The following is a 22,511-nucleotide window of genomic DNA, read 5'->3' as shown; positions in this document are numbered from 1 at the left end:
TATAAAACGAGGATTATTTGCGCCATACTGTAGCACAAATCAAGTCGAAAGGTCATACACGACTTACCTTTTTGGCATACATAATATGCACAAAATAAGAAAATATTGCTTCCACATAATACTGTTTACTAAAGCATATCGTCTTTCCTGCGAGGGCCCAAGACAATATATAGCGATGATTTACAAGGCGGTCCACTGCTTTGATATCAGACAAGTCCCTTGATTAAATATCTCCCCCTTAAAAACTTGTCCTTTTTCTATTTTACCTACACCACTTGGCGTACCCGTCATCACAATATCGTTGTCGAATAAGGTCATAAATTCACTAATACTTGCTAGAAGCTGTTCGGGCTTGTTTATCATTAGTGAATAATGGCCCTCTTGCACCACACGGTTGTTTATACTTAATACCATCGACAAGTCTTCCAAACGCTCTGGTACTGAAACAAAGTCACTAAACACCACGGCATTATCAAATGCTTTCGCCCGCTCCCATGGCAGACCCTTTTCTTTTAACTTCTTTTGTAGTGCGCGCTTCGTTAAATCCAATCCAAAACCAAGGCCTACAATTTCCCCCTGCTTAATTAAAAAGCATAGTTCACCTTCATAATGAATTTCGTCCCGTTCATGCGTCAGTAAACTATCGCTGATTGATGAATTTGGTTTCAAAAAAATAACGGGCTCGTCGGGCACTTCGTTATCAAGTTCTTGAATGTGGGCTAAATAATTACGACCAACACAAACCACTTTAGAGGCTATGACCAAATTCCCATTAAAACGAATCTCATGCATAATAAATTAAGTCCTTTTTTTCACTAAGACAAGTAGCTATTATCCACTTATTCGACAGTAAAAGCCTACAAAAAGCAACAACTTGTTGTGACGGCGCATACTTTATGCAACTATCGTTTAAAAGAAGTAATTTACTATATAAGTTTGTAGCAAGATGGCATTACACATAAAGCAAATCCAAAAATCCAAGAGTTTAACCAATGACCTCGCCGATGCGCTGCGTGCGCAAATATTAAGAGGCGATTGGGAAGTAGGAACGAAACTCCCTGCCTCAAAAGATATCGAAAAGGCAGCGGGCGTAAGTCGCACGGTTGTGCGAGAAGCCGTAGCGGTCTTAAAAGCAGAAGGTTTGATTGAAAGTAAGCAAGGTGTAGGAGTCTTTGTGTCGGTGCGTAAAAAGAACAAGCTTTTTACGATTGATGATGAAGAATTCAATTCCTTTGAAGATGCCATTCAAATTCTTGAGTTAAGAATGGCTGTAGAAATTGAAATGGCGAGTATGGCGGCAAAACATCGCACAAAAGATCAAATGATAGCCATTAAAGACGCCCTAAAGGCTGTAAACAAAAAAATGGAAAAGGGTGAAAATGGACGTACCGAAGACTTTGAGTTTCACCTGAACATAGCAAGAGCATCAGGCAACAATTACTTCACCCGCTTTATTGAATTTATCGGCTCAGGTGTTATCCCTGCCCGAGAGCTAATCTTAAACCATAGCCAATCAAACGAACAAAGCACATTCTTCAATGATATATGTGAAGAACATATTGCAATATCAGATGCAATTGAAGCACATGACGAAGTTGCTGCAAAGTCAGCTATGGCCCTTCACTTAGGTAATAGCCGTGAGCGCCATAGTAATATTGTGCAGCACATGCGGGCAAAGTGAATTCAAGGGGTCGTATTCGTTGGAATGTAAGAGAAGAATTGGCGTCATATTGGGCTAACGTTTTAGGTTTTAAGTTCGCAAAACATTTCAGCGGCGAAGGCGTTTAGAGCCAGCACCACTAATTGCCGACAACATTCATTTTTATCGCACTTTATCAAGGCTTTACAGGGTGTGGTAGAAACAACAATTTGTGATGTATCACCAACAAGCATTAAAGACTTATCCAAAGGGGCCGTTAAAATTGAAAGGCAAAAAAATTGCCGCAATCGTTACCTAACGCAAAGCAGTGCGAGAAGTATATTACTAAAAGGTGTAACCCTATGGCAAAAACTGACATTGAGAAATCATTTCAGATCCTCAAAAATACAGTGCCACTGATGTTAAAGCATAAAATTCCCGCTATTCCAACCAACTACGCCCTTTGGTATACCTATGTGTCAAACGAATCTGAGCAATTAAAGCAAGATATCGATGACAGTTTGCGCAAAGGCTATCCACTTTCTGAGGTAAAGGCAAAAGCCTTATATAGACATCATTTAGCCGAGAAACAAGAGATTGACGCTTGGGAATTACGTCAAAGCGTTGAAGCAATGCTACAAGAATTATCATCGTCTATGAAAGACACGCATACCGACACCACACAATTTAAAGCAATGATGGACGTCAGTTTAGACAATTTAATCAAAATAGAGAATGAAGACCTTTCGGTCTCAGAAATAATGGAATTAGTGCGAAACATGGTTGAAGAATCTAAAGCGCTTAGGCAAAGCACGATTAGCTTTAGTAGCACATTAGTAAAAGCTGAAAAAGAGATCGAATCTCTAAAGTTAAAGCTACAAAAAAGCCAGCATGAGGCATTATATGACGCCCTCACTGGCCTTTGTAATAGGCGCTACTTCGACTCAGAGCTAGAAAGTAAGATGAGCATTGATACAGTATCGTTAATGCTAATAGACATAGACCATTTTAAAATAGTAAATGACACATACGGCCATTTAATGGGCGATTTAGTCTTAAAAGCAGTGGCAAAAAAACTGCAGCAAGGTTGTCGTGAAGACGCCCAAGTGTTTCGCTATGGCGGGGAAGAGTTTGTAGTTCTCATGCCCGGTGCCGACTTACAAAAATCCCGCCATGCTGCCGACATATTAAGGCGCAGCATTCAAAGTATATCAGTAAGAGACAGGCGAACAGGCAAGGTACTCGACAACCTAACGGTTTCTGCTGGCGTTGTGCAAAAAACGCAGAGTGAAAGCAACTTTGAATTTATTGCAAGGGCAGATGCTATGCTTTATAAGGCTAAAGAGTTAGGCCGTAACAGGGTCATGCCGCTCATAGGCTAATATAGGTCGCAAAAAGCATGCGACCATAATTAATCGTTCTACTTAAAACGCCAGCAAGTTTGTGTTCTCTAAATAAGTTTGCCACTCAAGAGGCGTAGTGATGCTACCTGCGGCTTCCCAACCATAACCCGAGGTGTAACTTACTTTGCCTTGCTCATCTGTGTTTACAATAAATAAGGCGTGGCTATAGTCTTTTTTCTCGGGCTTATTGATTACTCGAACTTCGCGCACAGAACCAGGTGCAACTTTGACCGCGGTGCCCAAACCTGAACCATCAAGCTCTTCCCAAGCCATCAACCACCCTGCTTGCTCATCGTAGCTTGCTTCTGCTTTACCATCGTGTGTCGTTACTCCAATTGCGATAGGTAAATTTGCCGCCGGTTCGCCATCTTTAGTGAATGTTGATTCAGCTAAATAAAGGCGCTTGCCTAGCGTAATGGTAATTTTTTTTACTTCACCATACACGCTACCATTAATCTCCCTTTCATAAGTCAATTGAAATACTGTTTCTTCAGGTGAACTTGATAGTATTTCGTAGCTTGTGTAGGTTTCGAGTCCGATGCGCTCTTCATTTAACCACAAAGCTGTACCACCACAGCCTGCAGAAGAGCCAACATGGTAGTTATCTAAACCTTCACCATGGTCTTTGTGATACGTAATCCCTTCTTCAGAGAACTTTTTGTACCAACTGTTTATAATCGGGTATTCCACTCGTTTCAGCCAACAGTCGACGCCGGCGTTTTCAGCCCCTTCGCGCAACGCAGGGCCATAAGCACGAAATGCAATAAGGTCATTTTCCCACGCAAAATCATCTTTACGTTCAGGCACAAAGCGAGCAAATGTAGATTTCTGTGCAGTCTGACTGGCTTCTACTATTGGCTTTGCATCTTGTTGTACAGCTTGTTCTGATGTGTTGTTTGCATTGTCGCAGCCAACAATCGCTAGTACGCTAATTAAAGCGCTACAAATAAGAGTTCTTTTCAACATAGTAAATCCATAAAAAAGTAAAATAGTAAACTGACAAAGCGCCAGTGAGCTTTAAATAACACCTAACAATATTGGTAAGATATCATATAAGCATATAGCTTACAAAAACGAACTGTAGTCAATGCGCTGCGTAGTCTGTATGATCACATTTCAAATTGGCTTTTGATGAAATTAATCTAGGCCTACATCGCATTATCTAAAAAATCAAAGAGGCATCTTATGGCAAGTGCATGCGCCTTACATATTTTGGTAAAAACTCAAAAGCAGGCCGACGAGTTGCTCATTCAGCTCAAAAAAGGCAAGGATTTTGCGACCTTAGCAAAAAAACATTCCATTTGTCCTTCCGGTAAAAAAGGAGGGGATTTAGGTGAATTCAAACGAGGCCAGATGGTAAAGGCTTTTGATGATGTGATATTTAAAAAGCCTATTTTATGCGTACACGGCCCTATTAAAACACGCTTTGGTTTTCACCTTATTAAAACGCTTTACCGAAACTAAATATCAAGCATAGCTGCAAATCATAAACCCTTGAGTATCATGTCTTTGATCACGCGAGCTTTTACAAAATGGTCTAAGTGATGGGTTTGAATCCACCAAGTCGCAACGTCCATTAGCGCTTTAGGATCGTCATTTTTGTTCGAAAAAAAGCATAAAACGATAGACCTACATCGTCACCTTTACGCTGTATTTTCTGTTCGCATACTCTTACTATTTTATTGCGTAACGTGTCATTCATTTAGCTTGCTAATTGATGTTTATCTGCGTATCGCGTGACTTTGAATAGTAGTAAAGCCATCACAAGCGCAAAAAGGTTTAAGGTAATATTGGCAAAACCAAGATTAAAAGAGATATGGTAGCCAAATCCTAACACAAAAGACAATGCCCAACTTTGTATATGAATCCCCACTATTTGCACCGCATAAATCCAAAAAGCGAGTTTTACATAGCGAAAATTCAATTTAAAAATACTAAATGCTACAATTAAATTAAAAATAGCCACGACTGGAAATATGAATAAGAATACATTATTTAAGCCATTTATTTTTCCTGTATTTAAAAATAAATTGAGGCTGAGTAGCAGGCCGAGTAGAGAGGCCAATATTAATGCAACAATAGCCGCTATGGTAAAAATTGTATGTTTCATCTGCTATTCAAACTCCTCTTAGCAGCAAATTAGTGTTTAAGAAGATGTAAAGCGAGCGCTTATCACTTTCTCATTTTCATCTACAGCAATAATGCACTTAAACATGCGGAGATTAAGCTTACTGCTAAACTCAATATTAGTGCCATAAGCCTGTTTTGTCATTGAATATGTTGACAAATCGGCTGTATCTAGTTGCCTTAGCACGCTTGATGCAGCATTCCCTGCCTTAAAGTTTGTACACAAAAAATATACTTCGTCTTTTGCAATTTTCCAATACGCAGCATATATGAGCAAAATAACCAACATACTAAGTACAAACAAATAGTAACTGATTCTTCTTTTTGTCATTAGCTTTATCCATTTAGCATTTTTTAAATGTATGTTGATTATTAACGCAATTTAACTATGTAAATAATTAATGTATAGAAAATAGGTCTGCTGACTACCTGTGTTGTTACCTTAGCGCCGTTAAACGACATTCACTGCCTTTAAAAAAACATACACATACGGTATTAAAAAAATAGCTAAGATGACAACAATACCTACATAGAAAAAATGCGCTATTTTTTCAGTTTCTTCAAAGTCATACTCCTCGCTATGCTCTTCGATATTTGCAGCGTCTGCCTTTTCATCTAACGCATGAATCTTAACATCTTCGCGTTCTATCCGCTTTTTTTCCTGATCTTCAAATGCTGAGCGATGAATATCAGCCTTAAACTTCTCGTAATCTAAATAATGCCTATGGGCATGATAAGACCACGCAAATGTATAAACGAAACATAACACACTAATAAATGCAGAATATTGAAAGTGTACAACACCAAAACCAATAAGAAATATCACAATGCCGCATAAAGCATCAAGAACTTCGCCTGCGCCTTGATACGCGCGTTTTAATCGTTGTTTATCAAAAAGACTAAAACAACAACTAACTACAAATAAGCCGCAATAAACATAAGCCCAAATTGGCATTCTACTTCTCCTTGTCTACTAACACCTTCCACAAAACCTGTTTATCAGGTAATCACTTTCCTTTCTACAAGGCATAAAAAAAGGCCGCTTATAAAGCGGCCCTTTCAGTTCTTTAGGATGTTGTATTAGTCTAAAATCTTAGCTACAACACCGGCGCCTACTGTACGGCCACCTTCACGGATTGCAAAGCGTAAGCCTTCATCCATCGCGATTGGAGCAATTAGCTCTACTACGAATTTAAGGTTGTCACCAGGCATTACCATTTCTACGCCTTCAGGTAGCTCTACAGCACCTGTTACGTCAGTTGTACGGAAGTAAAACTGTGGACGGTAACCTTTAAAGAATGGCGTATGACGGCCACCTTCGTCTTTGCTTAGTACGTATACTTCAGCTTCAAACTTAGTGTGTGGGTTGATTGAACCAGGCTTAGCCAATACTTGGCCACGCTCTACGTCTTCACGCTTAGTACCACGTAGTAAAACACCAACGTTTTCACCAGCGCGACCTTCGTCTAGAAGCTTACGGAACATTTCAACACCAGTACAAGTCGTTTTAGTGGTATCTTTAATACCAACGATTTCTACTTCTTCACCTACTTTAACAATACCTTGCTCAACACGACCAGTTACAACTGTACCACGGCCTGAAATTGAGAACACATCTTCGATTGGAAGAATGAATGGCTTGTCGATGTCACGCTCTGGCTCTGGGATATAGTTATCTAAAGCTTCGCCTAACTCTACAATTTTTGCTTCCCATACTGGGTCGCCTTCTAGCGCTTTAAGTGCTGAACCTTGAATTACCGGCAAGTCATCACCTGGGAATTCATATTCAGTAAGAAGTTCACGAACTTCCATTTCTACTAGCTCTAGTAATTCTTCGTCGTCTACCATGTCACATTTGTTCATGAATACGATCATGTAAGGAATACCAACTTGGCGACCTAACAAGATGTGCTCACGTGTTTGTGGCATAGGGCCATCAGTTGCCGCAACAACTAAGATACCGCCGTCCATTTGAGCAGCACCAGTTATCATGTTTTTAACATAATCGGCGTGTCCAGGACAATCTACGTGTGCGTAGTGACGTGTAGGAGTGTCATACTCAACGTGAGATGTAGAAATAGTAATACCACGCTCACGCTCTTCTGGTGCATTATCGATTTGATCGAATGCTTGAGCAGATCCGCCGTAAGTCTTTGCTAGAACTGAAGTGATTGCTGCAGTTAGCGTCGTTTTACCGTGGTCAACGTGGCCAATAGTACCAACGTTCACATGCGGTTTAGTACGTTCAAATTTTGCTTTTGCCATTATCTTTTCCTAGCAAAGTTAATATTAATAAAAAGAAGTCAAAGAATGGTGCTGATAGGCAGATTCGAACTGCCGACCTCACCCTTACCAAGGGTGCGCTCTACCAACTGAGCCATATCAGCAACGTGGAGCGAGCAGCGGGAATCGAACCCGCATCATCAGCTTGGAAGGCTGAGGTAATAGCCATTATACGATGCTCGCATTCCCGAAAATTCTCTGACCAACTTTTCCAAAAAAAGGTGGTGGAGGGGGCAGGATTCGAACCTGCGAAGGCTGAGCCGGCAGATTTACAGTCTGCTCCCGTTGACCGCTTGGGTACCCCTCCAGAGATTGATGGTGCCGACTACCGGAATCGAACTGGTGACCTACTGATTACAAGTCAGTTGCTCTACCAACTGAGCTAAGTCGGCACTGCATCAAGTGGGTGCGGATTCTAGAGTAAGAATTGTTGTTGTGCAAGTGTCTTTTGTGAAAAAAATAGGTTTTTTTTCGATTAATGTTCGTTTGCTTAGAAAAGAGACGAAATCTGCTAGTAAATTAGCCATTTTGGGCTATATTTTCGTGGGCAACTTTGGCCAAGCCAATTAACACTAAATTTTCTAAATAATTAATCGTAAAATTTTGGCTATCTTTTTCTAAAGTCATAAATGCATTTATGAGCAATGCCGCATCACCGCCACTAATATACAATTCAAACTTTGTACAATAAGTCTGCATTAATTTGCAAGCTTGCGTTAAAGTACCACTGAGTTGCGCTAATGCCCCTTGAGCAACGCACTGAGGTGTATCAATACCCACACTCAAGGTGCTGAGGATTTGTTCTTGGTCAAATACCCTTTTGGTTTTACTTACCACGGCCTCACGCGCCATATTTAAGCCTGGCGCTATCCAGCCACCTAAATGCTTATTTCCCACAACGAAATCACAGGTGATGGCTGTACCGGCATCTATCGCAATATAATGACTATTTTCACCTTTGTCGCAAAGTGCACTGCCTGCGATAATCGCCATCCACCGATCGGTTCCCATATTTTGGGGTTTTGCGTAGGCATTGACGACTGAAAATTGCGTTGCCTCAGTCATAACCTGCGTAAAAGGAATGTTGGCTTCGTTACAAAGCGTTTTCACTAACTGATTGGTTTCCCCCGCTACAACGCTACAAAGCCAGCACGCAGAAGCCTGTTCGAGTAATTCGGGCAAACTTTCAATGGTGGTACGTAATACATGCAAGTCAGCAATCGCATTAGGAAATTGATACCAGGCATATTTAATGCTGGTATTGCCAATATCGAGCAGTAAGCTAGGCCGGTCTAACACTAATTTCTCCACCATGAAAAGCTTCTATCTTGCCATCAATTTCAAGTAACAATGCCCCAGTATCGTCTATACCTTTGCTTGTGCCAGTTGTCGTATTATCTCCCGAAATAAGCGTTACGGGCTTGTTAAAATACAAATCCGCTGTATGCCACTTATTCATAAACGGTGCCATGCCATCTTTTTCAAAGATAGGTAGCGCTTGCCAGAGTTTTTCAATAAGTAGGGCTGCAAAGCTATTTCGACTAATATCTTTGTCGCTAATACTGGCTAGATCGGTAAAAGCTTGGTCGATGCCTGATACATCAATGGGTAATTTTACGTTAACACCAATGCCTATTATAGCCGAGGCACTTGCCCCAATTTGGCCTTCTACTTCAATTAATATGCCGGCTAGCTTTTGCGCCTGATAGTAAATGTCGTTAGGCCACTTTAATTGGCAATCATCAACACCAAGGTCTTTGAGTGTTTCATTAACAACTACGCCTACCATTAAACTCAAGCCTGCCATGGCTTGGTAACCACTGGCAAATCGCCAGAGCATACTGATATACAAACTGCTCGCATATGGTGAAACCCATGTTCGTCCTCGCCTCCCCCTACCTGCGCTTTGTGCTTCCGCTAAACAGCAAAAACCAGACTCTGGTGCTGAAGCTTTACGCGATAATTCTTTAACGACGTCATTAGTAGAACCAACAAAATTTTCAACTAAAATTAAATTACCTTTGTTTTTACTTTCCTCAGGTAATGCCTCGAAAATTGCATCGTGCGAGAGCAGTTCTAAACCTGAAGCTAGCTTATATCCGCGCCCCTTAACGCTAAATATCTCAAGCCCAAGTGCATTCAAAGCTCTTATATGATTAGAGATAGCACTGCGGCTTACACCAAACTCAGAGGCAAGGGCTTCACCCGATTGAAAAGAACCGTCTTGTAGTTTTTTAATCAATTGGGTTCGAAAAGCATGACTACTCTGTGTACTTTTAGGGCCTGCATTGTTCATAAAATCACTCGTCCTTTTTTACCCATAAGCCGCACTTCGTTTTCCAATTCTATGTTGAAGGTATTTTTTACAGCATCTCTTATTTCGCGAGCTAATGTAAGCAGCTCTGCGCCTTTACCATCGCCTAAGTTAACTAACACTAAAGGTTGATTGATATGGCACGCGATATTGCCCACCTTTTTGCCTTTAAAGCCTAATGTATCAATTAACCATGCTGCGGGTATTTTTACCTCTTGGGCATTCACCACGTAACTTGGCATAGTAGGATAGGTTTTGGATAATTCAATAAAGTGCGATGTGCTAATAACCGGGTTTTTAAAAAAACTACCTGCATTGCCAAACTCTAGAGGATCAGGCAATTTACTTTGCCTAATGGATACAACTTCATCAAATATACGTTTAGGGCTTGGCGCGCTTAGATGACTAAGCGGACCGTAACTTGTTTCTAAAGTGTAGCGTTTCGGTAGGCTATAAAAGACGCGCGTAATAATACGATGATTTAGCTTTTGACGTTTAAAAACACTCTCGCGATAAGCAAATTTACATTCTTGTTTTGAAAAACTTTTTAGCGTTAATGTCGTGGTATCTAAAAATTCGACTTTGTCGATGAAACGCTCTATTTCAACTCCATAAGCGCCAATGTTTTGTATTGGCGAAGCACCAACCGTACCTGGGATAAGCGCTAAATTCTCAAAGCCACCAACATCATTTTGCATACAAAACGAAACGAGTTCATGCCAATTTTCTCCCGCGCCCACTGCTAATTGGTAGTCGCTTTCACTTTCACTAAGTTTAATACCCTTTATTTTATTGCGAATAATCATAAAAGGGTAATCTTCAACAAATACAGTGTTACTGCCTTCTCCAAGCACCAAATATTCTGTATTTCTTTTGCTATTTGTTATTTCATCGATAGCACGAATTAAACTATCAACCGAATCGATGGTCTTAATAGCCAAGCAATGCGCTTGCAAGGAAAATGTATGTAAAGACTTGAGCGAATCCAATAGTGAAGGTCTTGTTGTTTTGTTTGTTTATATTGTTACAGAAAAACACGCGAGTGTATAAAGAATAATGACAACTCGTGCAAAGCGGCATACGGCCTAATATATCACCAACTGAGTCAGCAACGCGCAAAATCAACGGGTATCTTTATTTTGCTTGGTGCTATGCACAAATCGTAGGTTTTAATGTGAACACAAAATATTTTATAAAGTTGTGCGCGTACAAAATTACGCTAGCTTTGCGTATAACGAACAAACGAAAGCGATTCTTAAATACCCCTATTTTGGGCTCCAAACGCCAGAAATGTTCATTTACTATTTCCTTGCTTTTGTCCATTCTGAGCGTGGCAACTTACGCCAACATTAGCGCGTTTGATGAATTCACAAACAAGCTGCCCAGTGCACGACTTAGTTATCCATCTCAGGTCGATAGCGAGCTTTTTGATGATGCAGACCAACAAGTCCATGCATTGATAGACAGAGGTGAGTTATCGACAGCACGCCTGCTTTTAACCCATGCCATCGACAACACAGATTTTAGTAAACACCCCAGAACACTGATTAGTAGATTACTAGTACGAGCGAAACTTGATAGCAAAGCAGGCGCTAATATTTCAGCACTACAAGACTTGCAGTTTGCATTTAGACTGGCTGCTTCCACCAATCAGCAAGATCTCGTGGCCGATATCGCCTATGACATTGCAAATATCCATCAATCCCGCAACGAACACAGTATTGCGTTAAGTTACGTTCAACAAGCACTAGATAAATATCTTCTGCTAGGTGCAAGTGACAAGGTTATTGCCAGCCAGCTCCTGGCTACATCTAGCTTGTTGGCAAGCAATCAAAATGACAAAGCGCTGCTTAATTTAGCTGGCTTAGAAAACGATATTATTGCATCGAATGACGCATCTGTGCGTTCGCGATATTTTCAATATTTGGGTGAAGCGCAGCTTAACACCTCACAATACCAAAAATGTATCGATAACCTGAAATTTGCTACGTCAATTGCCCCAGATAAGGACTTTACACAACTGGCAACGCTCAATTTATTGCTAAGTAGGGCTTACACAAGTGTCGACAATATGAATTTGGCCATAGACCATCTTGTAAAAGCGTTTAGTATTGCCAATAAGGCCCACAGTTCGTTTTACCTCAACCAAGCCTTGCAATTACACCGTGCTGATTTGCTCGGCCAACTAAATGAATTTGAAGCTGCCTTTAAACTGACTCAAACGGTTTTAAAAGACCGTGATTTGCATCAGCCCGTTTCTGAAATAAAACGCATGCTCGACATGCACGCGAATTTTCAGTTAGAACTGCAACAACAAGAAAACATCGAACTGAAGCAAGAAAATCATTGGAAAAATGCACAAATTGAAAGTAAACAAATGCTGAATCGTTTGTATTTTATTGTTATTGGTTTGCTCGTATGCGTATCATCCTTATTACTATTGTTGTTTTTGCGTGGGCGCAAACACCGTATTAGTCTTGAGCAAATAGCACATACCGACGCACTTACTGGATTATACAGCCGCACTCGCGTGTTGGCCTTATTAAATCATCATCAAGATTTATCTGCGCGCATCTCTAAACCGTTTTGTGTCGCCATTGTTGATTTAGACTTTTTCAAAAATATTAACGACAGTTACGGCCACCCCGTTGGCGACAAAGTGCTAAAAGCCTTTGGTGAATTGTGTTTGAGTAGTTTTCGCAAATCAGATATTTGCGGGCGTATTGGTGGCGAGGAGTTTTTGATTATTTTACCTAACACCTCGATTAAAGAAGCCTGTGATGTGTTTGAAGCCTTAAATGAGAAATTGCCTAGCATTGGGAATCAACTTGGCCTCACTCTTTCCACAACAGCAAGTATCGGCTTGGTCTCGCCGCAAGCGAACGAGGCACTGATGGATATTGTAAGGCGTGCAGACGAAGCTTTGTATGCTGCTAAAGAACAAGGGCGAAACCGAGTAGTCGTAGGAGAATGTTAGGTATCTTTACAAACCCGCAAGTACAAGTAAACTAGCCTGTCAAAGCTTATGTAAATTAGCCTAATAAATGGGATTACACTTTTGTCTGAAATTACTCATCCATCTGACGATATAGCTGCATTTTCTAATAACGAAGTGCCAGTAAAAGAAATCAGTACTGAAAACCTTAGCTTAGTTTCGTTATCTCCCAAATATCGACAGATAAATTTAATTTGGGGTGCGTGTTTTGGTTTGCTCGCAGCTATAGTGCTTGCGCTAGTATCAAGTGGCTTACTCTTTACCTTACCCGAAGAGATTCAAGAAAAGGTGGTTTATGCCTACCTCCTAATTGGATTAATTACTCTTTGGGACCTGACCTATCATTTCTTTGCCGACCCCTTAAAACAATATTCACTGCGAGAACACGACCTCAATTATCAGTCAGGCCTTATTTTTAGGAGCTTAGTTAGTCAGCCTATTTTGCGAATTCAACATATTGAAATTAAACGTGGGCCAATAGAAAGAAAAGCCGGTTTAGCTACACTGCAAGTTTTTAGCGCAGGCGGTGTGTCGCATACCTTTAATATACCCGGCCTGTTACACGATGATGCTATCTCATTACGTCAATTTATCCTTGACCATAAGGATTTGGCCGCTGATGTCTAACAGTAGCGAGGGCAGTTCGCTAAGTAGTGACAATAAAAATAATGCCCAGACACAAGAAAACAGCAATCTTGATATGGATATCAGCGCTGAAATCACACCAGAATTAAACGCCAAAATTGCGAGTATGCGCACTGAAGAATGGTCTAGGGTATCTCCTCTTGCCATTTTATATTTTTTCGTAAAGACCATCTATGTACTGGTTAATAGTGTGCTCTTGTATTCTTTGCCCGCACTCGCAGCGAGTTACTCAACAATTAAAGAACATCCAATATATCTTGCTATAGGCGTGTGCGTTTTCTTATTTATCATTTTATTGTTGAGTATCGGTAAATATTGGTTCTACTTTTACAAATTCACGAAGGATCGCGTTGAGATCAAACAAGGCATATTCAAAAAATCTCACTTAGACTTGCCATTTAAAAAAATTCAAAATGTAAAAATTGTTCAGCCTATTTATTATCGTTTCAATAAATATTCATTTATTGAATTAGATACTGCAGGTTCTGCACAGCAAGAAGCGAAGATCGTTGCGCTGCCCTTGCATTTAGCAGAAAGCTTTAAGCAAATGATTTTGCAGATCAAAACCGATGAGCCAACGCTAGAAACAAATACTCACAGTGACAGCAGCGCAAAGTCAGGCCAAGAAATATTATTGAACGAGCGCTCCTTGAGCGACCTAGTTATTCATGGAATATCAAATAACAGGGTTTGGATATTCTTAGGTTTTTTAGCGCCTTTTTACGGCACTATCGGTGAAAACATTGGGACACTTTTAGAAAGTATTGGCTTTGATATCGTCTCTTATCTCGACTATGAGAGTCAAAGTATCGGCCTGTTCATATTGCACATATTGTCTTTGGTTATGTTGATTATGTTGGCAATTGTTTCGTTTTCTGTAATCGGCTCAATTTTTGTTTTTTATGACTATAAATTAAGTCGCCTGGGCGAGCGCTATATTCGTCGCAGCGGCCTTCTTACCAAGCACGAAGTGTCAATGCGTTTAAGTAGAATACAAATTGCAGTGCAGCAACAAGATTGGTTAGACATACTCATAAAACGCACTAATTTACGCTTTGAACAAAATACTAGCCATGTAGCGGGTGGCGGCCAAGCAGGCAATATTAACAATGCCAGTAAACTCATTGTGCCATCGGTAACAAAAGCTGAATCGCAGGCACTTATTCGCGATGCATTTGAGGTTAGCCCATTCAGCCAAATTAAGTTTGAAGCAATTTCAAAACGTTTTATTATTCGCGCTTTAGCGTTTACTGTATTACCTATCTTAGTACTTGTGAATGGCGTGGTTATTAATGGTAGCGAGCTAAACATCACTGTGTGCACAGTATTGCTTATCTTTAATGCATTGATGCTAGGTGCTGTCTATTTGCGTTGGTGGCGATGGGGTTATTATTTTAAAGATGAATTTGTCTATATTCGTAAGGGTCTATTGGGCGTTAATTACTACGTTTTCCCCATTGGAAAAACACAACAAGTAGTCTACAAACAAAGCCTGTTTATGCGCCCACGTAAATTAGCTGATATTAGTTACGTGTTAGCTTCTGGCGCGCACAAAGTCCCGCTTATTCCTGAGGCGACAGCCCGTGCCCAAGTGGATAAAGCATTGCTTATTTTGGCGCGAGATAAACCATCATGGATGTAGGCGAAAATTATATCTCGCTGGTTTACTGGTCTATTAAGGTGAATAAATATTGACCGTCACCATTTAGTTTACGCGAGCATATCCCAGCAAAATATAGATAATTTAGATGAGAATAAGCCTCTGCAATAGCAAAAAACATGTTGTGCTCATTTAACTCACGATTGAACAGCACCGGCAAACATGCCTCAATAGTGCGAGGTGTTTTACAAAATGCTTTTAAATTTTCTAGGTGCTTGTGATGATGTTCAAGGAGTTCTTTTACGCGGCAATGCAAACCGTAAAAGGGTTGCTTATGAGAGGGCAACACAAGCGCGTCATCGTCAAGATCATAAAATTGTGGAAGCGTGTTCAAATATTGCGCTAAAGTGTTCGCGTTTGGCTCTGTGCTGTATACGCCGATGTTAGGCGAAATAATAGGTAAAACATGGTCACCTGAAATAAGCACATTTAGCGTGTCATTGTATAAGCATACGTGTTCCGGTGAATGACCCCGCCCAACAATAACGCGCCATTGATACTTGCCTATTTGGAGTTCATCGCCTGCCTGCATGCGCTCAAATTGTATGGGAATAGGATGAATGATTCCTCCTACTCCCTTATTCTCTTGCCTATTTCGTTTTGCGTTGGCGACGTAATCTTTTGACATACCACAACGCACTAAATATTGGTCGTCTTGCCAATCGCTGGCACCTCTGGCGCCTGCTGAAATGGCTCTGGCTACAAAATACTCAGAATGTGACATATAAAAAGGGACGCGGAATTTTTCAACCAAATAACCTGCCATACCAATATGGTCAGGGTGCATGTGGGTACAGATAACCTTAGTAATAGGCTTTCCTAGGTCGCATAGTATGCTTTCCCACAGTGCTTGTGTTTTTTTGCTACCAATCCCTGTATCAATCAGTGCATATCCGTTTAGGTCTGGTTCTTCAATAAGGTATAAGTTGATGTGGTCTAGGTCAAAAGGAAGTGGCATCCGCAACCATAATATACCTTCTGCGACTTCTTCCCATTTACCAGCTAATGGCGCATTGGTGTCTATGTACTTTATTTTGCTATTGGCGTTAGGAGTAAGAAGCCGTTGTTTTTGTTGTTTTGTATTCGTTCTATTTATTGTCACTATTGCGCCGCCTTTGGTCTATTTTTTTAGACCTGCTAACTTCAAAATTAAGCTTATTACAGACAATTTTGAAGTGTTATGCCAAGCACCATTTTTGATTGCGATCTATCAATCATATAAATTTACCTTGCTGCCTAGTTGATGTCGCTAGCGAATCCATATTAATCACTATGCAGGGCGTCAATAGGATTTAGTTTACTCGCCTTTATTGCGGGAAATACGCCAAAACCAACACCGACAATCATACAAATACTCAAGGAAAGTACGATGGCAGTTAAAGACCAGCTAACCGCCCAACCTGAATAAAAGCCAATGACCTCAGAAAGTACTAGTCCAAACACAATTCCCAATAGACCACCGAGCACTGAAATAGTGAAACTTTCAGCAATAAACTGCTGCCGAATATCGTTTTGTGTTGCGCCTACTGCACGCAATAGACCAATCTCTTTGGTACGCTCCATAACATTTGCTAACATAATATTCATTATGCCAATACCGCCCACAAGCAGTGATATGCCCGCTACACAAGCCATGACTATATTGAAAATTTGCTGGGTTTGTTTTTGCTGTTCTAGCAATGCTGCGGGGATCACTAGCTCATAATCATCTAGCCCGCCATGACGCATTTTTATAAGACTATTAATTGCCTTAGCGGCAATCACAGGATCGCTACCTTTAAGCACGTTTAATTTAACGCTATCGATTTCACTGGCTAAGGTGTCGCTCGAGAACTTATTAACACTAACACTTAAGGGCACAAACAAACGATAACGGTCGCCACCAATCTTGACCCCTTGGAACTCAGTCTTGTTGCCTGGGGGCGGTGCTATCACGCCAACGACTCTTAGCCAAACGTGATTCACTTTTACATATTTGCCAATCATATCACTCGTTTTATAGCCGGTATTGGCAAATAATTCCGCCGCTGCGTCGGCCCCTAGCACGGTTACTTGTGCCAAGGCATCATTGTCTGACTCATTAATAAATCGACCGGCGGCGAGCGACATATTGGCATTTGTAAAATAACTAACCGTCACGCCCCATGCTTGTGCTTGACTCTTGTTGTAGTCGGTATAAACGTCGTATACGTCAATAATTTTTGATGCGCTATAACCTTCAATAAAAGGTAGGGTCGACAACGCGGCTTCAACATCCCCTAAATTTAGACCTAAACTTTCCTCTCTAATCTCGACTAGCTCTTCTTTTTCGTATTCTTTGGCATTCACAATGATATTGTTCACACCCATAGAATCGATTAATTTAAGCGCTTCATTTTCGGCGCCCTCACCAATATTTAGCATAGCAATAACGGCACCAACACCAAATATCATGCCTAATAAGGTTAAAAATGTCCTTAATTTCTGGCCTAATAATTCACCAATGGCATCTTTTATAAGTGAATAATATTTAGTCATATATCGCTATCCTTAACTAACTGTCCTTCTGGTATGCTAAGCGCAATCACATCGCCCTTATTCAAGCCATCAGTAATCTCTACTAGGTATAGATTTTTACGCCCGCTACTTACTTTACGCTTTACAAACATGTTTGAATCTTTGAGGTAAACGTAACTATTGCCGTCTTCAAAGTGTAGCGACTGCAAAGGAATGACTAAGCTGCTAGAAGCCTTTTTAACTTCTATTTGGGCGGTCAACTTTCGTCCAGGTTGCATCATAGACTTGTCTTGCTCAATCAGTTCGATGATCAATTCAAAATAGGTAACCGGATTTCCTCGTTCGATACTCCTAGGAAAACCTGACACGCTAGCGACCTTACCCTCGAAATTATGCTCAGGGAAGGCGTCTAAACGGATACTTACAGCTTGCCCTTCAGCTAAGTCGATTGCGTCATTAGCTTGTACAAATAAGCTTGCTTGCATACTATCGAGGTTGGGTATTTGAGCAATCGCACGCCCAGGGAAAACCGTTTGCCCAATAGCCGGTTTTTCACCTCGTCTATCTTTTTCATACACCAGCAAGCCGCTGTAAGGAGACACGACTTCAAGGCTCGACAAAGCTAGCTGATGTTGATCGAATTTAGTCTGTCGACCCTGTTTGAGAATATCCAGTACCGCCATTTGGCTACTATGTTGATCAACCACGCTGGTTTCTTTCCATTTTAAGAAGTCATCTTTTGCTTCCAAAAAATCGCGGTTGGCGAAAGTGTCGATAATCTCAAGTTGTGAATAGATGCGTAAGTCGTCGATTGCAAAGCGATCGACAAACTCAAATTCTTGTCTGACGAATACTTGATCAGAGTCTATGTCTTGTATTACTTGTTTTTGTTCGGCATTACTTTTAACGATATCTTGTTCTAAACTCAAAAGTTCGAGTTCTTCTTCGCGACTATCTTTTAAAATCTGCTGAGCGTCGAAGCGAGCGATAATTTCACCTTCCTCAACAATTGAATTCTCTGCTTTCAACCATGCTATTGTCATAGGCCGTCGCCCTGGCGTCATGATCTTTTGGGATTGCGCGGCTTCTATCTCCCCAAAGCCACTAACATCGATGGAGAAATCACGTTCTGTTACCTGATATAGAGGTACTGTACTAAGCTCTTCTTCTGCACAAGCAACCAACAAAATAGCTGTCGCGATAATGATAAATTTACTTAACTTCATGATGACTTCTCGACCATGTCGACTGTCGCTTTCATGCCAGGACGCATAATATTTAAATCTAGATCTTCTAATGTTACCCAAGCATCAAATACTATCTTTAGATTATTTTGCGATTTATTGCGATAAGCTTTGCCTATTTCTGAAATATTACCCGTAAACGGCTTTTCGGGAAAAGCGTCTAAAGTGACTCGCACTTTGTCGCCTAGTTTAATTGCTGGAGAATAAGATTCATCGAATTCAACTTTGACGGCAATATTGTCTAAAGATGGCAATGAAATAAGTCGACTTCCCATAAATACAGTGTCTCCAACGGCGGGCTTTTTTTCTTCATTATCGGGCACCAATACCACCATGCCAGACTTTGGAGCAGTAAGTTCTAATTGTTTGATACTTTCTGTTATCTCATCAACTCTTGATTGCGCTTTCGATATTCGTGCGGCCTGAACTTGCTCATTAACAGCCATTGAGACTTTGTGTTGCTCCATGCGAGCGAACGCTTGCTGATGCAGTTCTGTTGTAATCTCATATTCCGCTTGTTGCTTTTTGCGCTCAATTTGAGAGCGAGATACATCGGTTATTTCCACTTTCCGTTTTGCAATGTCTTTGTCTTTTTTAGCTTCCGCTAGGTCTAAAATTAATTGTTCGAGTTTTGCTTCATTTTCGAGTTTCTTTTGTTCAGCTTCTTTAACCCTCGCATCTAAATCGCTTTGACGAGTCACAAGGTCTGTCCTCAACCTTTGGCCGTCAAATACAATAAGTGTATCCCCTTCTTTAACTAGCGCATTTTCTTTTGCCAGGTACTCTATTTTAAATTCCCACATGCGAGATATATTGGGTGGCGTTATATTTATTTCTTGTAAGGACACCAGTTCTGCTGGTGCAGAAATAGAATAGCTTGATTGCTGCGTGTTATTGTCCTCAACACTGTCTTGTTTAGAGCATGCCGATAAGACAAAAGTGGCACCTATGATGGCTATGTTTATTAGCTTAAGCATTTGGCGCCTCTTTTTTGTTTACTAACAATCTAACACTCATGCCAGGCAGTAAATTAAGCTCGGGGGTTTCTTCAAACTTTACGATAGCGGGGAAATAGGCGCTTTTACTCCACTGCGCCTTTTTCTCACTTTGTTTCGATAAGTTCACAATATTGCCTTTGTATTGTATATCGGGATAAGCGTCTAAAATAATGTCGACACTCATATTTTCATTTAAATCAACCGCATCTATCTCATGGACCCATGTTTCTATTTGAAAATTACTTGTAGACTGCACATCTAAGACTTTCCAACTAGGTCTAACATTCATGCCTGCAGTAAGTTTTGTTCCATACCACGGGTGTATTGCATAGGTCACCGGACCTGTCACATTTGCAGCGACATTGAGTTTACTCAGAATATTCTTTAAGTAGGCAATCTCTTCTCTTGCTTTAAGTATATCTACTTTCTTTTTAGCCAATTCAGCTTTTTGTTCTTGTAACGCTCTATCTAGTGCCTCATCTGCCTTTACTTGCTCTAGCATGGCACGATGAAGGGCTAGTTCATATTGGGCTTTGTCGAGTGCCGACACTTCAGAGCCTGGTACCGAGGCTTCAATTTTAGCTTTTTCAACCCTCATCTTAGCGACTTTCAACCTACCTTCTGCATCTGTCACTGTTTGTGCTTGTTCTATCTTTAGTTGCTCAAATTCCAATTCATATCTATCAAGATTCTCTTGATTTGAAGTAAGCTGTGCCTGTTCACTTGCACCATCAAATACCACAACAGAATCGCCTTTTTGAACGATGCTTCCTTCTTCTTTCATCCATTGGATTTGCAATTGCCAGCGATTGCCCTGAGGAGCATTTACAATTTGCTTTGCTGAAGAGCCTATTTGTCCTGTCAGTATTAAAGGTTCGGCTGCGAATAGGTTAAAATTAAAAAGACTGCCGACAATAGTATGAGCATATGTTTCATGATTTTTCTCCAATCACTTTGCCATCTTTCATCACAATAACTCGTTGCGCGAAAGCGGCAATCTCATCCTCGTGAGTTACCATAACGATAGTTTGTCCCTGCTTATGAAGCTCAGTAAGCAAGGCCATTATTTCGTTAGATGTTTTAGAATCTAGATTACCGGTGGGTTCATCCGCTAATATAACACTTGGATTATTGATAAGCGCTCTGGCGATTGCTACCCGTTGGCGTTGTCCACCCGACATTTCATATGGCTTGTGATGTTTACGATGACTTAATCCTACACGTTCGATAAGTGCCAAAGCTCTAGTATCTGCTTCTGTATCCTCGGCAGTCGTATACCTAAGTGGTAATTTAACGTTCCCTACAACATCAAGTTTGGATAACAAGTGAAATGTCTGAAAGATAAACCCAATATGCTGATTGCGAACTTTCGATAATTCGTCATCAGACATACTCGCTACATCTTGTCCATCCAGTTTATATATGCCACTGTTTGGCGTATCTAAGCACCCCAATACGTTCATTAAGGTAGACTTACCCGACCCTGAACTGCCCATTATCGCAACAAATTCATTTTCTTTTATCTCAATACTTACGTCATCGAGCGCGGTGACTATTTCTTCACCATTTTGAAAGGTCTTTTTAATGTTAGATAACGCGAGCATAGTAGTTATGTCTTATTATAGTTTTATATAATTAGTATTAAACCCTAGTAATCGAAAGTATACAAAAGTTTAACGCTTAGGCTGACTAATAAATACTCATTTTGTCACGTTTTAGATTTTTAATAGGCTTTGCATCTTTATGGGCCTACCGCGAAAAAGCACAAGCTTGCGAAATTACTCAAACCTATTTCGCCGCTTTAGTAACCAACTCCGTCATCTGCGCAACCACCACCTTCAGCATCGCAACCCACTCCTTCATCATCTCACCCCCTAAGCCGTCATCACTGCACCGCATACGTCATCACCGCAACCCTACGCCGTCATCTGCGCTACCACCCCCGTCATCATCGCTGCCACCCCCGTCATCTTCGCGCAGGCGAAGATCTCCTCAACAGCCTAGCAAACCCCATAGATGTTTGGCTTTTGCCGTGTAATGTTGGGGGTTCCTGCCTGCGCAGGAATGACCTTTCTTCGTTGAATGTGCGGGGTTTTGTGTTGAATACGAGGGTATTTGCGTTGAAAATGGGGGTTTTGCACAAACTGCAGACGTAAAAAAACCCGCTAGCGTTTGCTATGCGGGTTTTTCTAATTGGGAGTCTGGCGATGTGCTCAGTCCCTGCAAGCTCGTCACATGGGGAAACCCCACACTCACCCTTGCCCCGGATGGGGTCGCCGCTAATACGTTTCACTTATTCGCCGAAAGGTGAACTGCATATTCTTTAGACGTAAAAAAACCCGCTAGCGTTTGCTATGCGGGTTCTTCTAATTGGGAGTCTGGCGATGTGCTACTCTCACATGGGGAAACCCCACACTACCATCGCCGCTAATACGTTTCACTTCTGAGTTCGAGATGGGATCAGGTGGTACCGTATCGCTATTGTCGCCAGACAAAAAAGCGCGAAGCGCCCTCAACTTGATTGAGGGGCTCCGACTTAGCACGCCGTTATCAAAACAACGCGCTTTCATTTGAAAAAGCTGATACGACACTTCATATTTACGACGAAGTACCGTCGTTCCCGCGAAGGCGGGAACCTCCTCAACAGTGAGGAATATAAAAAAAGTAATGGGATAGATGTTTGACACTCCGCGGTTGCCCAAGGAGG

The 22,511-nt window shown here is 41.1% G+C and carries 21 protein-coding genes, 4 tRNA genes, 1 rRNA gene and 1 pseudogene; 6 read left to right on the top strand and 21 right to left on the bottom strand.

Annotated features, from left to right (window positions below):
• Positions 1-180: 180 nt before the first annotated feature.
• Positions 181-792 (bottom strand): fumarylacetoacetate hydrolase family protein, encoded by a 612-nt coding sequence (locus AC0L6H_RS09630; RefSeq protein ID WP_473394026.1) that lies wholly within the window; start codon positions 790-792, stop codon positions 181-183.
• A 154-nt stretch (positions 793-946) separates the two neighbouring features.
• Between AC0L6H_RS09630 and AC0L6H_RS09625 the strand changes: the two genes are divergently transcribed.
• Entirely contained in the window at positions 947-1,681 is a 735-nt protein-coding gene (locus AC0L6H_RS09625; protein ID WP_473394025.1) for a FadR/GntR family transcriptional regulator, read from the top strand.
• Positions 1,682-2,001: 320 nt separating this feature from the next.
• On the top strand, positions 2,002-3,021 hold the full coding sequence (locus AC0L6H_RS09620) for a GGDEF domain-containing protein (protein ID WP_473394023.1): 1,020 nt from the start codon (positions 2,002-2,004) through the stop codon (positions 3,019-3,021).
• A gap of 42 nt (positions 3,022-3,063) precedes the next feature.
• On the opposite strand, the gene AC0L6H_RS09615 is transcribed toward AC0L6H_RS09620, so the two are convergent.
• Entirely contained in the window at positions 3,064-4,008 is a 945-nt protein-coding gene (locus AC0L6H_RS09615) for a DUF4861 family protein (protein ID WP_473394022.1), read from the bottom strand.
• A 219-nt stretch (positions 4,009-4,227) separates the two neighbouring features.
• On the opposite strand from AC0L6H_RS09615, the gene ppiC reads away from it, so the two are divergent.
• Entirely contained in the window at positions 4,228-4,506 is a 279-nt protein-coding gene (ppiC, locus tag AC0L6H_RS09610) for a peptidylprolyl isomerase PpiC (RefSeq protein ID WP_473394020.1), read from the top strand.
• Positions 4,507-4,526: 20 nt separating this feature from the next.
• Here ppiC and AC0L6H_RS09605 read toward each other — a convergent pair.
• The 12 genes and pseudogenes from AC0L6H_RS09605 to murB all read right to left on the bottom strand — a co-directional run bounded on the left by AC0L6H_RS09605 (position 4,527) and on the right by murB (position 10,755).
• Positions 4,527-4,744, bottom strand: a pseudogene (locus AC0L6H_RS09605) (DUF6500 family protein).
• Positions 4,745-5,152, bottom strand: coding sequence for a hypothetical protein (locus AC0L6H_RS09600; protein WP_473394019.1), 408 nt, complete (start codon positions 5,150-5,152; stop codon positions 4,745-4,747).
• Between the two features lie 36 nt (positions 5,153-5,188).
• Complete coding sequence (locus AC0L6H_RS09595; protein WP_473394017.1) at positions 5,189-5,500, bottom strand: hypothetical protein; 312 nt, start codon at positions 5,498-5,500, stop codon at positions 5,189-5,191.
• A 120-nt stretch (positions 5,501-5,620) separates the two neighbouring features.
• Positions 5,621-6,124: a hypothetical protein gene (locus AC0L6H_RS09590; RefSeq protein WP_473394015.1), complete on the bottom strand. Its 504-nt coding sequence runs from the start codon at positions 6,122-6,124 to the stop codon at positions 5,621-5,623.
• A 125-nt stretch (positions 6,125-6,249) separates the two neighbouring features.
• Positions 6,250-7,434: an elongation factor Tu gene (gene tuf / locus AC0L6H_RS09585; protein WP_473394013.1), complete on the bottom strand. Its 1,185-nt coding sequence runs from the start codon at positions 7,432-7,434 to the stop codon at positions 6,250-6,252.
• A 46-nt stretch (positions 7,435-7,480) separates the two neighbouring features.
• A tRNA-Thr gene (locus tag AC0L6H_RS09580) sits at positions 7,481-7,556 on the bottom strand.
• A gap of 4 nt (positions 7,557-7,560) precedes the next feature.
• Positions 7,561-7,635, bottom strand: a tRNA-Gly gene (locus AC0L6H_RS09575).
• Positions 7,636-7,674: 39 nt separating this feature from the next.
• Positions 7,675-7,759 (bottom strand) — tRNA-Tyr (locus tag AC0L6H_RS09570).
• A 9-nt stretch (positions 7,760-7,768) separates the two neighbouring features.
• Positions 7,769-7,844, bottom strand: a tRNA-Thr gene (locus AC0L6H_RS09565).
• Positions 7,845-7,971: 127 nt separating this feature from the next.
• Positions 7,972-8,766, bottom strand: a complete 795-nt coding sequence (locus AC0L6H_RS09560; RefSeq protein WP_473394012.1) for a type III pantothenate kinase — start codon at positions 8,764-8,766, stop codon at positions 7,972-7,974.
• Positions 8,735-9,748, bottom strand: a complete 1,014-nt coding sequence (gene birA / locus AC0L6H_RS09555) for a bifunctional biotin--[acetyl-CoA-carboxylase] ligase/biotin operon repressor BirA (RefSeq protein ID WP_473394010.1) — start codon at positions 9,746-9,748, stop codon at positions 8,735-8,737. The genes AC0L6H_RS09560 and birA overlap by 32 nt, the downstream gene beginning before the upstream one ends.
• On the bottom strand, positions 9,745-10,755 hold the full coding sequence (gene murB, locus AC0L6H_RS09550; protein ID WP_473394009.1) for a UDP-N-acetylmuramate dehydrogenase: 1,011 nt from the start codon (positions 10,753-10,755) through the stop codon (positions 9,745-9,747). Before murB ends, birA begins: the two co-directional genes overlap by 4 nt.
• A 341-nt stretch (positions 10,756-11,096) precedes the next feature.
• Here murB and AC0L6H_RS09545 point away from each other — a divergent pair, with 341 nt between their 5' ends.
• The 3 genes from AC0L6H_RS09545 (at position 11,097) to AC0L6H_RS09535 (ending at position 15,048) form a co-directional block, all read left to right on the top strand.
• Positions 11,097-12,743 (top strand): GGDEF domain-containing protein, encoded by a 1,647-nt coding sequence (locus tag AC0L6H_RS09545; protein WP_473394007.1) that lies wholly within the window; start codon positions 11,097-11,099, stop codon positions 12,741-12,743.
• Between the two features lie 90 nt (positions 12,744-12,833).
• On the top strand, positions 12,834-13,388 hold the full coding sequence (locus AC0L6H_RS09540) for a PH domain-containing protein (RefSeq protein WP_473394506.1): 555 nt from the start codon (positions 12,834-12,836) through the stop codon (positions 13,386-13,388).
• Entirely contained in the window at positions 13,381-15,048 is a 1,668-nt protein-coding gene (locus AC0L6H_RS09535) for a PH domain-containing protein (protein ID WP_473394006.1), read from the top strand. The genes AC0L6H_RS09540 and AC0L6H_RS09535 overlap by 8 nt, the downstream gene beginning before the upstream one ends.
• Before the next feature lie 22 nt (positions 15,049-15,070).
• Here the strand turns inward: AC0L6H_RS09535 and AC0L6H_RS09530 are convergent, their stop codons facing one another.
• From AC0L6H_RS09530 to rrf, 7 genes are all read right to left on the bottom strand, one after another.
• The gene (locus AC0L6H_RS09530) at positions 15,071-16,099 is read right to left on the bottom strand and encodes an MBL fold metallo-hydrolase (RefSeq protein WP_473394505.1); all 1,029 of its coding nucleotides are present in this window, start codon (positions 16,097-16,099) and stop codon (positions 15,071-15,073) included.
• Positions 16,100-16,329: 230 nt separating this feature from the next.
• Positions 16,330-17,583, bottom strand: coding sequence for an ABC transporter permease (locus AC0L6H_RS09525; protein ID WP_473394005.1), 1,254 nt, complete (start codon positions 17,581-17,583; stop codon positions 16,330-16,332).
• Positions 17,580-18,788: an efflux RND transporter periplasmic adaptor subunit gene (locus tag AC0L6H_RS09520; RefSeq protein WP_473394004.1), complete on the bottom strand. Its 1,209-nt coding sequence runs from the start codon at positions 18,786-18,788 to the stop codon at positions 17,580-17,582. The genes AC0L6H_RS09525 and AC0L6H_RS09520 overlap by 4 nt, the downstream gene beginning before the upstream one ends.
• On the bottom strand, positions 18,785-19,783 hold the full coding sequence (locus tag AC0L6H_RS09515; protein ID WP_473394003.1) for an HlyD family secretion protein: 999 nt from the start codon (positions 19,781-19,783) through the stop codon (positions 18,785-18,787). Before AC0L6H_RS09515 ends, AC0L6H_RS09520 begins: the two co-directional genes overlap by 4 nt.
• On the bottom strand, positions 19,776-20,753 hold the full coding sequence (locus AC0L6H_RS09510) for an HlyD family secretion protein (protein WP_473394002.1): 978 nt from the start codon (positions 20,751-20,753) through the stop codon (positions 19,776-19,778). Before AC0L6H_RS09510 ends, AC0L6H_RS09515 begins: the two co-directional genes overlap by 8 nt.
• Positions 20,737-21,408, bottom strand: a complete 672-nt coding sequence (locus AC0L6H_RS09505) for an ABC transporter ATP-binding protein (protein ID WP_473394001.1) — start codon at positions 21,406-21,408, stop codon at positions 20,737-20,739. The genes AC0L6H_RS09510 and AC0L6H_RS09505 overlap by 17 nt, the downstream gene beginning before the upstream one ends.
• Before the next feature lie 772 nt (positions 21,409-22,180).
• A 5S ribosomal RNA gene (gene rrf, locus AC0L6H_RS09500) occupies positions 22,181-22,296 on the bottom strand.
• Positions 22,297-22,511 lie beyond the last annotated feature (215 nt).

Source organism: Glaciecola sp. G7-5 (genome assembly GCF_055808975.1).
The sequence above is the reverse complement of the archived record's forward strand: the minus strand, read 5'-3'. Positions and strand labels throughout refer to the sequence as shown.